The 14,302-nt window shown below is 56.0% G+C and carries 17 protein-coding genes; 5 read left to right on the top strand and 12 right to left on the bottom strand.

Features of this window, described 5'->3' with window-relative positions; translation table 11 throughout:
• Positions 1-298 precede the first annotated feature (298 nt).
• From htpG to OA90_RS13925, 4 genes are all read left to right on the top strand, one after another.
• A complete protein-coding gene (gene htpG, locus OA90_RS13940; protein WP_068412622.1) occupies positions 299-2,164 on the top strand; it encodes a molecular chaperone HtpG in 1,866 nt (621 codons plus the stop codon).
• 158 nt (positions 2,165-2,322) lie between these two features.
• A complete protein-coding gene (locus tag OA90_RS13935; RefSeq protein WP_156510498.1) occupies positions 2,323-3,180 on the top strand; it encodes a hypothetical protein in 858 nt (285 codons plus the stop codon).
• Between the two features lie 7 nt (positions 3,181-3,187).
• The gene (locus OA90_RS13930) at positions 3,188-3,922 is read left to right on the top strand and encodes a hypothetical protein (protein WP_199823710.1); all 735 of its coding nucleotides are present in this window, start codon (positions 3,188-3,190) and stop codon (positions 3,920-3,922) included.
• Positions 3,923-4,139: 217 nt separating this feature from the next.
• A complete protein-coding gene (locus OA90_RS13925) occupies positions 4,140-4,586 on the top strand; it encodes a GNAT family N-acetyltransferase (protein WP_068412613.1) in 447 nt (148 codons plus the stop codon).
• A gap of 621 nt (positions 4,587-5,207) precedes the next feature.
• Here OA90_RS13925 and OA90_RS13920 read toward each other — a convergent pair.
• The 3 genes from OA90_RS13920 to OA90_RS13910 are packed head-to-tail and all read right to left on the bottom strand — an operon-like array spanning position 5,208 to position 8,551.
• Positions 5,208-6,110, bottom strand: a complete 903-nt coding sequence (locus OA90_RS13920) for a plasmid partitioning protein RepB C-terminal domain-containing protein (RefSeq protein ID WP_068412608.1) — start codon at positions 6,108-6,110, stop codon at positions 5,208-5,210.
• Positions 6,107-6,979, bottom strand: coding sequence for a plasmid partitioning protein RepB C-terminal domain-containing protein (locus OA90_RS13915; protein WP_068412605.1), 873 nt, complete (start codon positions 6,977-6,979; stop codon positions 6,107-6,109). The genes OA90_RS13920 and OA90_RS13915 overlap by 4 nt, the downstream gene beginning before the upstream one ends.
• Positions 6,980-8,551: a recombinase family protein gene (locus OA90_RS13910; protein ID WP_279625815.1), complete on the bottom strand. Its 1,572-nt coding sequence runs from the start codon at positions 8,549-8,551 to the stop codon at positions 6,980-6,982.
• A 141-nt stretch (positions 8,552-8,692) separates the two neighbouring features.
• On the opposite strand from OA90_RS13910, the gene OA90_RS13905 reads away from it, so the two are divergent.
• On the top strand, positions 8,693-9,028 hold the full coding sequence (locus OA90_RS13905) for a hypothetical protein (RefSeq protein WP_068412999.1): 336 nt from the start codon (positions 8,693-8,695) through the stop codon (positions 9,026-9,028).
• A gap of 276 nt (positions 9,029-9,304) precedes the next feature.
• Here OA90_RS13905 and OA90_RS13900 read toward each other — a convergent pair whose 3' ends face one another.
• The 9 genes from OA90_RS13900 to OA90_RS13860 all read right to left on the bottom strand — a co-directional run bounded on the left by OA90_RS13900 (position 9,305) and on the right by OA90_RS13860 (position 14,266).
• The gene (locus OA90_RS13900) at positions 9,305-9,703 is read right to left on the bottom strand and encodes a hypothetical protein (protein ID WP_068412602.1); all 399 of its coding nucleotides are present in this window, start codon (positions 9,701-9,703) and stop codon (positions 9,305-9,307) included.
• Between the two features lie 647 nt (positions 9,704-10,350).
• Positions 10,351-10,794, bottom strand: coding sequence for a hypothetical protein (locus OA90_RS13895; RefSeq protein ID WP_068412599.1), 444 nt, complete (start codon positions 10,792-10,794; stop codon positions 10,351-10,353).
• A complete protein-coding gene (locus OA90_RS13890; protein WP_068412596.1) occupies positions 10,791-11,411 on the bottom strand; it encodes a regulatory protein GemA in 621 nt (206 codons plus the stop codon). Before OA90_RS13890 ends, OA90_RS13895 begins: the two co-directional genes overlap by 4 nt.
• On the bottom strand, positions 11,408-11,662 hold the full coding sequence (locus OA90_RS13885) for a hypothetical protein (protein ID WP_068412593.1): 255 nt from the start codon (positions 11,660-11,662) through the stop codon (positions 11,408-11,410). The genes OA90_RS13890 and OA90_RS13885 overlap by 4 nt, the downstream gene beginning before the upstream one ends.
• A complete protein-coding gene (locus OA90_RS13880; RefSeq protein WP_208986131.1) occupies positions 11,659-12,114 on the bottom strand; it encodes a DUF3164 family protein in 456 nt (151 codons plus the stop codon). Before OA90_RS13880 ends, OA90_RS13885 begins: the two co-directional genes overlap by 4 nt.
• Positions 12,115-12,158: 44 nt before the next feature.
• Positions 12,159-12,488 (bottom strand): hypothetical protein, encoded by a 330-nt coding sequence (locus tag OA90_RS13875; RefSeq protein WP_208986130.1) that lies wholly within the window; start codon positions 12,486-12,488, stop codon positions 12,159-12,161.
• The gene (locus OA90_RS13870; protein WP_068412586.1) at positions 12,481-12,864 is read right to left on the bottom strand and encodes a transcriptional regulator; all 384 of its coding nucleotides are present in this window, start codon (positions 12,862-12,864) and stop codon (positions 12,481-12,483) included. The genes OA90_RS13875 and OA90_RS13870 overlap by 8 nt, the downstream gene beginning before the upstream one ends.
• Entirely contained in the window at positions 12,861-13,502 is a 642-nt protein-coding gene (locus tag OA90_RS13865; protein WP_068412583.1) for a hypothetical protein, read from the bottom strand. The genes OA90_RS13870 and OA90_RS13865 overlap by 4 nt, the downstream gene beginning before the upstream one ends.
• Positions 13,502-14,266, bottom strand: a complete 765-nt coding sequence (locus OA90_RS13860) for an AAA family ATPase (RefSeq protein ID WP_068412580.1) — start codon at positions 14,264-14,266, stop codon at positions 13,502-13,504. Before OA90_RS13860 ends, OA90_RS13865 begins: the two co-directional genes overlap by 1 nt.
• Positions 14,267-14,302: the final 36 nt, after the last annotated feature.

The raw sequence follows: 14,302 nt of genomic DNA, 5'->3' as shown, positions 1-14,302 counted from the left end.
CTCTGTGAGCAACGCGCCTCCCAATCGGACGTTCGACGGTTCTCAATTGGGTCCTGAAAGCTGACGTTCATTTAGGGCGCAGCGAATTCACCGGATGGGCGGAGAGCAGTCCCTAGTTGCAAACTGAACGAATGACCGGAATGGGCCAGACACAGCGATCATGACTCTTGCGGTACCGTGCAACCTCAGCTGTCTGCCTCCCCTAACGGTTGGTTTCACCTTCTTGCACAATCGATCAATTTTCCTATATTCGCGCTGCTTTAGGCTGACCCCATAAGAGAACGCGAAGGAACGAACAATGAGCGACGACAACAAGAAAACGACATTCTCGTTTCAGACAGAGGTGGGTCAGCTTCTCGATATTGTGGCCAGTTCGCTCTATTCCAACCGCGAGGTTTTCCTCCGTGAGCTGGTCTCCAATGCTTCGGATGCGTGTGACAAGCTTCGTTATGCTGCGCTGACAGACACCGCCCTGTCGCAAGGATCGGAGGAAATGGCGATTACGCTGGAGATCGACAGCAAGGCCAAGACGCTGTCGGTGGCTGACAACGGCATCGGCATGAACCATGAAGACCTGTTGGCGACTTTGGGAACAATTGCAAAATCGGGAACAGGGGCGTTTCTGGAAGCGCTGAAAGCGGAAGAAAAAGATCAGGTTGGTCTGATTGGCCAATTCGGCGTTGGCTTCTATTCGGCCTTTATGGTCGCCGAACGCGTGGATGTGCTGACGCGCAAGGCTGGTGAAGCAGAAAGCTGGTTCTGGTCTTCGGACGGCAAAGGGGAATTCACCATCGAGCCCGGCAACCGGGAAACCTGCGGCACCACTGTTCTCTTGAAGATTAAGAAGGATGCCAGGGAGTTCCTGGAAGAGATCCGGGTCAAGCACATCATCCGAACCTACTCGGACCACATCAGCTTTCCGGTGAAACTGGGCGATGAAAGCCTGAATTCAGCCGCTGCGATCTGGGTGCGTCCTTCAAAAGAGATCACCAGGGAACAATATACCGAGTTCTACCACCACACCGCGCACGCTTTCGATGAGCCGTGGCACGTGATGCACAATCAGGTCGAAGGCGCGGTCAACCATACGACCCTGCTGTTCGTCCCCTCAACCGCCCCATTCGATTTGTTCGATGCCGAACGCAAAAGCCATGTGAAGCTTTACGTGAACCGGGTGTTCATTTCCGACACCACCAAGGACCTGATTCCGACCTACCTGCGGTTCCTGCGCGGTATTGTTGATTCACAGGACCTGTCCTTGAACGTCTCCCGTGAGATGCTTCAGACGGATCCGATGCTGGCTAAAATCAAGACGTCGATTACAAAAAAAGTCCTGAGCGAACTCAAGAAAAAGGCCGGCAAAACACCTGAGGACTACGCTGCGTTCTGGGGCAACTTCGGGGCTGTGTTGAAAGAGGGGCTGGTTGAAGACCCCGCGCTGCGCGACCGAATTCTGGAGATCTGCCGCTTTGCCTCCACGGAAAACAGCGCTCTGACCACCTTGAGCGACTACGTCAGCCGGTGCAAGGACGGGCAGGACGCCATCTATTACATTGCCGGCGAAGATGCTGCCAAGATTCAGCAATCCCCGCATCTTGAAGGCTTCAGGGCCAAGGGTGTCGAAGTGCTGCTGCTGTCCGATCAGGTGGATGAGTTCTGGCTGCAACATGTCACCGAGTTCGAGGACAAGCCGTTCAAGTCGATCACGCGCGGCGCCGCGGATCTGGACAAGATCGAATCCGAGACTGAAACTGACGATGACAAGGATGAGGCGGATTCGGCAGGTCTGACGGCGCTGATCGCGTCAATCAAGCTGGAGCTGGGTGACACGGTCAAGGATGTGCGTTCCTCCAAGCGCCTCACGGAGAGCCCGGTGTGCCTGATCGCCGATGAAGGCGACATGGATGTGAATCTTGAAAGGCTGCTCAAGAAGCACGGGCAGTTGCAGCAAGGCATGCCGCGCGTGCTCGAGCTAAATCCGAACCATCAGATCATCATGAAACTTGCTGAACGCGCCAATTCTGATGACGCAAAGTCAGACGACCTTCTGACGGACGCAGCACATTTGTTGTTGGATCAAGCTCGAATTGTCGAGGGAGAAGATCCGTTGGAACCTGTGGAGTTTGTTCGGCGCATGGGATCCGTGATGGCAAGGGCTTTGTGAGGCGGCACGGCCTTCCATAGGAGTGGCTCGCCCTGCCCGATCCATGGCGGACGGGAAAACAACAACACCAGACAAACGCTTCATTTTATGCGAATGATGGGAATGGGCCGGAAACAACTGCATACCAGCTGCTCACAAAACAGATGCCGGAGACTGATGTGTCAGCAAGTAAGGGCCGCGTCGAGAGACTGATTGATACGATCGCCTCGGAGTTCCAATCTCATCTCATCGACTTGTGGAACACCTCCACCAGCTTTGATACCCGGGACGGCGCCGTTGAAAAAATGATCTCACGCGAAGCGCCCTTTGGTGTCGTCGGGATCAAGATCCTGATGTCCAATCCGGGCGACGAAAACCGGCTTTTCGAGCACCAATGGAATTTCAGCATCGGGATCACCGGATGTGAATTCACGCTTTTGGATGTCGATTACCAGAACGACGTTTGGATCGGCGACGGGAATTCAGCCGAATTCGCGGGGCACGAACACATTGCCTACAAATCGGTTGAGCACATGGTTGCCCTTCATGGAGATGACTTCGGCGTCGGAAACGTCTTCATCGAAAAGGTCGGTGCCCTTTGCCCCAGCCTGCTTGAAAAGCCACCGTTGTTCTTTCGACTGCCGCGCAAGGCGCCACCCGCCTACAGATACACAGTGGCATCCGAGACCATTCGAGATGAGCTGGGCCTTTCACGAGATGACGGCACGGTTTTGCTTGAGGCAATGATCAAAGAGCACGGGATTGAGCCTTATACGATCCTTCTGTCCTTCCATTCGGATGAAAACTTCTGGCTGGTTGATCTCCCTGAAGCGCTTGTCGACCGTTACCAGCATGGCCTGATTGATCCAAACCTGGGTGAACACCATTCAAACCTTGAGGTTGGGGCTTCGATTGCAGCAGAGGCTTTGAGGATCAAGTACCGGCAGAAGCCAAAGAGCGCTGAGAGCGATAACGGCGTCTTTTTCTCCATGTCCGGAACCGGTTCTGCGTCAGACTATTGGAACGGATTGAAATGATTTGACGATGGCCTGGGCCGTCTTTTTTGCTGCAAGACGGCGGACAACTCCCGAATGGCTTCCTATCAAATGCGGATGGTATAAGACCCACTCGCGTCAGCCCGGATATCAAGAGATGGAAAAATCAAATCAATCGCGCCGTAGCTTTGTCGGTGGAACCCTTGGCGTTCTCGGCCTTTCGGCTTTGGCGAAACCGGCGCTCGCTGCCGACCTGACGCCACGAGCGACCGAAGGGCCTTTCTATCCGACCTCTGCGATGCGAAGGGCCGATGTGGACAATGATCTTGTCAAAATTCTAGGGACCGTCCAGGAGGCTGGTGGCGAGGTCTTCGTCTTGAAAGGCCGTGTGCTCAACAGGTCCGGCGCGCCACTTGTGGATCGGCGGATCGAGATTTGGCAATGCGATATGAACGGCAGGTACCTTCATACTGACGACCGCCAAGCGATTGATTTCGATCCGGCTTTTCAGGGTTTTGGTCACGATATCTCCGGCCTCGACGGCAGCTATGAATTTCGCACGATCAAGCCCGTGACCTATCCCGGCCGCACGCCGCACATTCACGTTAAAGTATTCGAGGACGGACGAGAGGTCCTGACCTCTCAGTTCTATATCGACGGGCATCCCGCCAACAGTCGCGACAGAATTTTCAATCGGCTTTCGGACAGTGAAGCGCAAGCCGTCTCAATGACCTTCATGACGACTGACAGTGGAGAAGAGGCGATTGTTGACGTTGTGGTCTGATGGCGCAGTGTCGCGCGTCTTGGCCGATGCCCCGCATCGCCCTGCGACACGCTCCTCGCGGAACGCTCTCATGTCATGGTCAAATAGGGTCTTATTTATTGCGGCTGGTTTTAGCATCGTGAATTGGCAGTGAACGGCAGTTCAGGCCCGATAGCAATCATTGCTACAGCAGAGTTGCCGGCACAGAAAGACACCACTTCAACACAAAAGAGCGCCCATGATCCGGAAGGCCACAGCCAGCGACGAACTGAGAATCAGGGAATGCGCCGAACTGGCGTATGCCCGCTATGTACCGCTAATTGGGCGCAAGCCTGCACCCATGGTCGCTGACTTCGTTGAGCAGATCGGGTCTGGTCAGGTTTATATAGCCTCAACTGACGAAGGCGATTTCCAAGGCTTCATCGTTTTTTACGCTGAGGGCGATCATATTCTCTTGGAGAACGTTGCCGTTTTGCCAAGATCAGCAGGCAGTGGGGTGGGTAAGGCCCTCATTGCTTTCTGTGAAAGGGAGGCGCGGAATAGCGGAAAACGCGCAGTCCGCCTCTATACGAACGAGAAGATGGAGGAGAACCTGTCGATTTATCTGAGACTTGGATATTCCGAGGTGGCTCGGAGATGCGAAAACGGCTTCAATCGCGTGTATTTCGAGAAGCCTCTTATTTGATGACTGGCAGTTCCGCCCTCACTGCCGGCATCTGGCGGACAATCGTCTTCGCGGCTGTAACGAATGTCGGCTTCAGCGAATTGCAGTGCAGCAGAATATCAGTAGGCGAATGACCGATTAGGGACGGAAGTGACGGTGTCCGCCGCTCCTTTGAATGTCTGTTTCTTCGGATCGACAGCCGAGACCTGCCAGTCAGCTGTCGAGCCCCTTCTTGTCCTTCGTTCAAGCCGCTGCAAAAGGTATGTCACCTGACTTTGTGTCGAATACTGCGTTGTGAAGAAAGCGGAAACACGGCGATTGACAGCTTCTGCCAGTGAACTGAGCACGACTTACGGGACAGATCCGAAGACGGTTTCAAAGTGGCGAAAGCGAACCAGTGTCGAGGTCCCGCCCTAGAAAACCTGTACTTCCACCAAGGTTTCCTGATTCGGGCAATGAGCAGGTCCTAGTGGCGCGTCGGCAAGTTCGTACGGTCGATGCCCGGCAATGGCTTGGGCGATTGCTGTAAATTGCTACGAAAGGCTGTTGTCGTCTCTTGATCTGTCACATCTGAATTCGGCTCTGCGCTCCAAACTGTCGACAACGCAAATCGCTTCATCCAGACATTCGGCGCGAGTGGACTTACGCCATCCCATTCAAGTCGGCACTGTCTGCAATCTTCTGAAACTCGGCTAACAGTTCCGGAAAGTTCTTTGCGAGATACCTGACGACTTGCGCATTTTCGATCAGGCGCTTCACGTAACCAGTTGCAACGACCAAATCTAGGTTATCCTGTCCGAATGTCTCCTCAAGGAGGCGGAATTCCCGATCCAGTTTTTCTGATTCTTGCTCCATGAGCGCAATTTGCTCATCGCTAAGGCCGCTAATCTTTTTCGATTTTTCAGGCTCAACGAGTTGCAGTGCAGGCGTCGCGCCGACAAAGGATTTTGCGAAATTATTGGAATACTTGTTCATAGCAATCATCAGTTCTGCCGCTTGAATTTGACGCAGAGGTTTTAACTTCCGCAGCTCTCTGAACGTATTGATCGGAACATGCTTGTCTTTCAAGAGTTCTGCGACTTCCACGCAAATGCCACGCAATAGAGTCCGCTTTCTGCGTATATTCCCGATATTGACATTCAAGACCTTCGCTAGAACTTCCTCGGACACACCTTTTTCAAGGGCTTTCAGGATCATCTGATGCTCCTGAATCGTGGCAAGCCGATTCACGCGCTTATTGTATGTGTAAGCTTCATCGTCTTTGGCAACGAGGCAGGTCACATGATCCTCGCCAAATTCCTGAAGCACAGCTAGCCGGATATGACCATCCAAGAGAAGGTACTTGCCCTGATCATTTTGATTGCGCACGACGACTGGTAGTTCAGCCAGGCCGGAATAAAAGATAGAGGAGCGTATCTGCGCGTATTTCGCGGATTTCTTGATCGTATTCGAGACCAAACGAAGCGGCACAATGTCAGACAGCGCCAAAGTCACAGTGTCCCGTTCGAACGCAAGTGAAACTGCTTGCACTACAGCATTGCTCATGGCTTCAATTCTTGCGTCTCGATGCGATCAATCAATCGCTTGGGAATTGTCCCAAGGTCGGCGATCTCCAGCACAGCAAGGAAGTCCTCATCTTGCAAGAGTTCTCGCAACGCATGTGTGATGAAAAGGAGACGGCTGCGTGTCGCTTCCGATGTGCGGATCAGGATTTTCTTTCTGTCCGTATCTTCCTGATAAGCCTTCACGAGTGCGTTCGAAGAAACTTTTTGGCTGCCACGCCTAGGACGAGCGAGCCCTTTACCTTTGCGATGCCGGTTTTCAATCACTCGTTTAGCGATAGACAGTTTTCTGCCTCGCAAAACGTTGCTTTCATAGGCTTGCTGTAGTGCTTCCTGAATACCGACATCATCCGCATCGATAATTTCCACAGCGACACTGACCGGGATTTGTCCTGCCTCGACCGAATGCAAAAGCCGCTGTTCACCGTGCCGTAAAAGCTTACCGACGCCCTTGATGTATTCTTGTGAGAGGCCGGTCTTTTTTGCGATTTCACTGTTTGAATAGCCGCGCTCTTTCATACCGCCGATATCGTGCAAAAGATCTAACGCCGGATGGTGGCGCCGGGCGCAGTTTTCCACCAGGCTTTTGATGAGCGAGGTTTGGGTGTCGGCCTCAATGACAAAGGCCGGGATTTCGGATTGACCCAATTCGCGGAGTGCTTCAAGTCGCCCTTGTCCGCAAACAAGCGCATAAGTGCTGCCGTTCTTTGTGACCGTGATTGGTCGCTTTAGGCCAACCTCGGCAATGCTGGTAACAATTTCACGGAAAACCTTTTGGTTGCGATCTCTTGGATTGAGGATCGCAATTTGATCAAGTGGAATTAGTTCGATCCGTTTGTCCTGGAGATCCATCTACGCGGCCTCCGGAATTGGTAGGCGCTCAGCCAACTCAAACAGAGGGTCAAGGGTGTCAAAGCGATAGCTGTCGAACCAAATCCCGTTTCGTTCCGCAAGTCGCAAGACAGAGCGATTCATCTGAAACATCGGCAAAATCAGGTAATCCCGCACGGCGCTGTTTTCTGAGCTCATGCGCACGGCAAGCGTGATGTCCGGTACGAGACCGCAATCCAGACGCACTTTCCACCTCAGTGAGCCCGCCTGCGTTTGTAGGCAACGCGCAACTGTGAGAGACACAGTAAACTCTCGATTGATCGTAAGAATATCGGTCAGTGGGTCACGTCGCACCGTTCCACCTACTTGTTCAATTCCCTGGATAGTCTCGTCAACCACGACGGCGTGCCGCTTTCTCAATGCCTTGTTGACTTCAATAAAGCGGTAGTCGCGTTTCGGGGTGTAGCCAATAAGCTGATACGCTTTGAGCAGCCCCCCAAACCTGTGGTGAAATGCGCTACTGGGAGGGCAATCCTCTGCTTCATCAATAATCAGACCAGAGAGCATGCCCGTCCGCTCATACAGGCTGCGGAGCATACCCAGCAATTCATCGTTTGTAAGATGCCGCGTGCGCGCCTCGATAATTGAACGTGCTGCATCAAACTCCGTCGTCTCAACAATCGCGGCAAAGGCCCCATCGGCCCGCACCCACATGGCGCTGTCGTTTGAAACCCGCTTTTGCTTCAGCTTGAACGAGTTATGGTTCCAGACATTGTTGCCGATGTATTTCTCGTTGGTGAGAATTTGGTGCACCGTGCCCTTGGTCCAGAGCCGGTCCAGGTCAGTAACAACACCGCGCTCGTTCAACTCGTCCGCAATCTGCGCTTCATTGCGCCTATCATCGACAAAACGTCGGTAAATCCAGCGGACGATAGCGACTTCTTCTGCAGGACCAGGGACAAGTACAACCCTGTCTGTTTGAATGCTCTTTTTCTCTCCCAGTGCGAGGATAGCTTTGGGGCGACCATGTTCATCGCGCAGTTCGCGACGCAGGCCAAACCCGGCCATGCCGCCCTGGCGATAACCCATCTCAATCAAGCGACACTGGCCCGCGAACACTTTTGTCGAGAGCTCTCGGCTGTATTCAGCAGCCATGCTCCGTTTGACGACCTTTTGCACGTCGGAGCCGATACTACCGTCATTTTCAAATGGTTCGGCACAGTATTCGACACGCACACCCGCACGCCGGCAGCGATATTCATAATAGGCGCTTTCATCCGCATCCTGAAAACGTCCCCAACGACTGATGTCATAGACGAGCACAATTGAAAAATCGGCTTTCGCGCTTTCAATGTCTGCAATCAATTGCTTCAGACCGGAGCGACCAGCCAAGTTCAAGCCGCTGCGCCCCGCATCCTTGTAGGTGCGGATAATCTCAAAGCCTCGATTTGCCGCGTAACGGCGGATTACATCGGACTGATTTTCGGTCGAATATTTCTGATGTTCGGTCGACATGCGGACATATTCGACCGCCCGCACAAAACCGGCGTCATGCGTGTTGTCTCTATGCGCGTTACGGTCAAAGTTGGACACGTCGCCTCGCCAGTCTTCGTTACGGACACGAGCTCGAGGTGAATGGGGCTCTGCGTGTGACCGCCGTGGCGTCAATCATAACCGCTGGGCGCCGGTAACATATTGCAGAAAACAGGCAACCTTTTGCAGGAGGTCTTGACGATGCCATACACACCCGATTCCTACGCCGCTATTGTCGCATCAGCACTGAAGTCAGAGCTCGGGCAAACCCATAGGGCTGTGAAGACGATCCGCAGGTGGACTGGAGCAGCAGAACGGACAGCAACCAACTGGCTTAATGCAGAAACGGGACCAAGCGGCCCGCACTTGGCGATGCTGGCGCAGCACTCGGATACTGTTCTCGAAGCCTTCCTTATTATGGCCGGGCGGGAGCGTGTGATCGTTGATTTCCAGCTCTTGCAAGTCCGAGCGAAACTCGTTGCCGCGATTGCAGCCATCGACAGCGTGTTGGACGTACCGCGCCACGAGAGCTACTAGAGGTCGGACAAAGGCCCTAAGCCAAAGCAGATTACGTTCATCTTGTGCGCCAAAGACCAATATTCGCGTGTGCCAATCTTCTCACAAGAAAATTAAATTTCACAGGAGCAGACAGGTGCAGTAGCACGAGTAATTCTAGACTCATTGAATTACAAAAATGCTATTTGTAGCATTTCCAACCCTAGTATTCTCCAGTGCCACGGTCTGTCATACAGCGACGAGCAACAGCATCTGCACAAATTGCTCTATTTACCGCCAACCATTAAACAACCAGCCTCACGCCGCCCTCTTCCCCTCCTTCAAATTCGCCCTCATCCGGAACGCCGTCCTCTCCGACACGCCTGCCTTGCGCGCCGCCTGCCGCGCACTGGTGCCATTCTCCAGCTCTGTGATGAGCGTCCGCCGCGCCTGCGCCATCGGCCCGGTAGCGCCAAGCGGGATCACGATATGCCGCGCGCCGGCTTCCCGGTGCTCTGCGGAGAGTGTGCGGAAGTAATCGCAGATCTCATCGGCAGCCTTACGCCCGACTGTCTCGACCAGCCAATGATCGTCCTGGGCTCTCGCCGGAATATTGATCCTGGTCCCGCCGACCTTATCCGCGAGTGCCAAGGCTGCGGGGATGCCGGCAACGTCTGCGATTTCACCAAGGACACCTGGAAGAAGGTCATCGTTCATCGGACGGGCTCCATTCTGACTGTCTGAGGAAAGCCGCAAACGAGAGCGGCCCGTTTGCGATGTCAGAACGCTAGCGGACGGATGACAGATGTCAGGGCTGACGGTCGTCAGCCAAGGTGGAGAATTCACAATTTCAGGAAGAGTTTGACCCTATCAGACCGGATTTGAGAGCGCCAGCTGACAATTGCAGGTGGAGGCGGCGACCAGGATCGATTTTAAACGGGGTTTGAACAGCGCCGAGCGCCTTCAGGGAATTTTATAGGGGATTGGACCTCCGACACCTGGAAGCGGCCTCCACGGCGATTTTTTCGAAGGACGTTGTCCGCAGGTGGTGTGTCGGCCTTCAGCGACCTTCACTGCGTGTTTGCAGCACTGGAATATCAGAATGTCGTCTGTTGCAGTCGAGGTCCACGAACAGGATCAAAATTAAACAGGCATTAAACAGCACCGAGCGCGTTCATGAATTTTTATAGGGCATTGGACCACCGGCAACACAAACGGCCTCCACGGCGACTTTTTCGGGGGTCTTGGTCTGGCAGTGCAATGCCGCCTTTTGACCTGGATTTGCCAGGACCAGAAAATCAGGGCATCTTGTTATGCGTGGCGGCGCAAAGTCGATGGTGCCGGTCGAATGCGACCGCGAGGGGTCACGTCCTCCCGTCACTTACTTTTCCCATATCTTGCAGGAACAGATCTCCCTGCCCATCATCGGCAGTGCGCCGGCGCGCCCGCATGCGGAACGCAGCCCGCTCCGAGACACCTGCGCGCCGGGCTGCCTCTCTCGCGCTTGTGCCGGCATCCAGTTCCCGGGCGAGGCGTCGCCGGGCTTTTGCCAGACAGCCGGTTGGGCCGCGGGGAATGACCACATGACTTGCGCCGCTCTCCCGGCCTTCGGGTGTCAGGATGCGGAAGTAGTCGCAGATCGTGTCGGCCGCATCCCGGCCGACCGTCTCCACCAGCCAGTGGTTCTGGGGCGCCCGCGCCGGGATGGAGACCCGCGTGCCGCCCACACGTTCGGCGATGGCAAGGGCAGGCGCAAGTCCGACGATCCTGGCGAGATCACCGAGCAGGCCTGGAAGCTCGTCGCTCACCGCTTGCACGCCCTCAACAAGGTGCCAAGGGCGTTCATGGCCGAGATCCAGTCGGAGGACGTCTGCTGAAGAATGTCGCTGTGACCGCTGCGCTCGACCAGATACGCGGTCAATGTCCCGACAGGCGTCCGGTCCTGTTTGACCAGCTCTGACCAGATGTGACTGCACACCTGGAAGCGGTGATCGTTGTAAAGCGCCGGCTGGCTCTGATCCCTTGTGAAGAGATCCTGATTGCCGGTGGACCTGCGGATCCAGAGTTTCAACGCATCGATTGCCTTGTTGGCGTCCGCCGGATCTTGCAGGAAGCGGTGATGGTCCAGCCCGGTCTGCCGTCTCAGGAAGGCAACCATGGCCTTGTCCGACCTGTCATCGACGACACCGAGATTGTAGCCGGCAATCCAGAGCGCCTGCAGCTTCTTCGCAAAGGACCCGGCGACCGTCTGGCCGACCTGCCTGGGGGCGATGGCTTGAAGGGCGGTGATCACCTTGAGCTGCTCGACCTGGTTCATACCTTTGGAAGACCGCTTGCCGGTCTCCCGCTCCAGGATGTCGCGATAGGTGTCGTCATCGAGACAGGCTTTGGATTTGAGGACATGGATCTTGGCAAGTGCGGTCATTGTTTTCTTCCCTGGCGGTTTTGATCGGCCTCATGTGCGAGTGCGTCGATCTCCAGAAGGGCGGCATCGGCAAGCTTGAGATAGCGATCCCGCTTCTTTCCCCAGTCGAGGCGGGTATCGACTTCCTGAACCAGGTGGGCGTCGATCCGGGTGCGGGTGACCGGCATGCTCTCAAGCGACATATTTGCGGCGATGTTGTCCGGATAGGAGGTTTTGAACATCGCAAAGGCAATGCGTTCGCGGTAACTCATGGTCTCAATCCTTGTAGGGTATCGGCAGCCCATTCATTCAGGCACTCATCGATCAGGCTCTTGGCGATCTGGATCTCCGGGCCGAAGTCGATGAAGTCGGAGACCTGCACCTGGACCTTCAGGCAGCCGTCGATGGTCTGGAAGGTCGAGTTGCCTTTCCGCCCGCCCTTGGTGGAGTTGTATTCCTGGGCAAGCAAGGCTGTCAGGCTCAGCAGATCGGCAAAGGTGTGAGTGCGGAACCGGCTGATCTGGGCCGAGAGGGTTTCCGCAAAGCCGACGATCTTGCGCACGGTCTCGTCTTCCAGCTTGTGCTGGGGTTTGACGTTTTCCAGCGGCACCAGGTTGCCCTTGGCATCGCGCATGTAGTTTTGGCCGTTGATGACCTCGATGCCGGTGCCGGCCGTGTTGATGCCTTCTTCGGGGACGAGGGTGGAGAGGATTGAAGCAGTCATTTCAAAGTCCTTTTGCAGTCTCGTTAAACGCAGAACAAAAAGGCTTAAGCGGCGCCGTCGTCGTCGAAGTAGCTCGGCGTGACAGGGGTGGCCGTTGCAGGGGCCGAGACCGGGGTGGTCCCGGGGGCGACCGGCTCCACGACCGGAATGGGCCGGCGGGCGATCGGGAACAGCGCGATCTTCGGATCGGACAGATCGATGATGATGGGCGAGCGCTGAACCCTTGAGGCCTCCAGGTGCCGGGCAATGGAGATGCATTCGTCGAGGATCTGCTCGACCCGGGAGGCGGTTTGCGCGCAGAGGCTCAGCGCACCCCTGTCATCTTTCCACTCGTTGAGCTGGCGCGAAAGCAGGCGCAGATCAGAGCTAAGCATCATGAGATCCTTTCAGGCGGGAGTGCGGGCAGCCGTTCCGGCAGGCGCGGTAGACTTTGGAGCGGGTCGAGTTGGTGACGGCACGGGGCTTGGCCTGCCAGTCGAGGCAGGTGTGCCGGCCGATAACACCCAGAACCGGACAAGCGACGGTGGACCCCATCAGGGCTCCCCTCACCTTCTCCTCGACCTTCGTGAGATCGCCCGGATACTTGTTGCCGAGAGTCTGGCTGATGGTGGTCGGCGAATAGCCAAGCCGCTGGGCGCAGGCATTCAGGCCCCTGGCGGCTGCCAACCGGGCAAGCTCGGCGATCCAGTCCGGCGGGGTTCCACCCCAGGCAGCCTCGGCCTTTTGCTGCATGTTGGAAGCGGTGCTCATGCGGCGCACTCCTCAGCCAAGGGAGCACCCATGATTTCCTTGCGGTTGGGATCGTAGACGAGTTTGGTCTTCAGGATTTTCGGCGGGTTCGGACCGGTGTTCATCGAAGGCTTCAGCCGCCACATGCCTTGCACCCGGTTGCTGCTTTCCCGCAGCACCTGCAGATATCCGGCCCGGTTCAAATGGGTCACATACCGTTTGGCGGTCTCGCGCGGGATCTCAACGTCAGGCGTTGAGGCAGTGACAGCAAGTTCCACCAGGGAGAAGCCTGGAAGAGCCCGCATCGCATTCCAGATCTGAAGCTGGGCAAGCCCCTGTTTTCCGAGCGTCCCGTCCCGGTTGACGACCGGCGCCAGGGCCTGGCGCTTTATCAGCCGGTAGACGTTATAGACCGAGTTGCCGGCACCGCGATTGACCTGGAGCCGCTGCTCGATCATTTCCAGAAAGCCGGCCGCATGCAGCCGCTTGATGTAATCGGCGACCGAATAATCATCCCGGTCGTTCGAGCGAAGGGCGACTTCGTGGCGGGTGAATAGCTTGTTGTCCTTGCCCAGATCCTTGATCACGCTCCAATAGTGATCGTGGCCCCGGTAGATCGGTTTGCCGCTCGTGACCTTCAGTTCCATCTGGATCGGCATCACGCAGCCCTCCGGATGCGGCGCGGCGGCTCGCCGGTGAAGAACCAGCCCTGTTCAAAGGACCCCACGCAAAAGCTGTCTTCGCCTGACCGGCGGGAGTGCTCCAGGATCCGGTTCAGATTGACGTGAATGCGCCGTGCCTTGCCGGCGGACTTCTGAACAAGCAGGTCGATCAGATCATCGGAGATGGAAAGCTTCGGGCAGAACAGATCCGCCAGGGCACGCGCATCCTCATGATCGCAGGGTTCCGCCGGCACCCAGTCCAGAACCCGGTTGTGAACCCGCTCCACCTGCAGGATTTTCGCCGGCAGCTGCTCTTCGCCGATCAGAACGATCGGCGCCTGGCTGTGCTCATGGATTTCCCGGACAAGCTCCAGCATGCCCTTGTCGGCAAGCTTGTCCGCCTCGTCGATGATCAAGGGGCGGTTGAAGTCATCACCGAGCGCCATGATCGCGCATTCGGTCATGTGGGCGATGGTGCCGCGCGGCTCCTGGTTGGCTTCGCGCAAGATGTTTTGCAGCAGGGACTTCCGGGTCCAGCTGTCGCCAACCTCAACCCGAAGCGCACCGGTGATGTTCTGGACGTAGAGCGCGGCATAGGTCTTGCCGAAGCCGGAATAGCCATGGAAGACGCCAAGGCCGGGCAGATGCGGTCCACGGGTGCGCAAGGTTTCGACAAGGGTGAGACAGCGGGCGACGTTCTTCAGGGCTGCCAGGCCTCCTGAGCTTGTCACCCGATTGACTTCAGGGTTTGCGTTCGTCATTCTTCAGTCCTTCAAACTTGAATGCCGGGCCTCGGA

This window comes from Labrenzia sp. OB1, assembly GCF_001624695.1.
Classification (GTDB): domain Bacteria; phylum Pseudomonadota; class Alphaproteobacteria; order Rhizobiales; family Stappiaceae; genus Roseibium.
The sequence above is the reverse complement of the archived record's forward strand: the minus strand, read 5'-3'. Positions and strand labels throughout refer to the sequence as shown.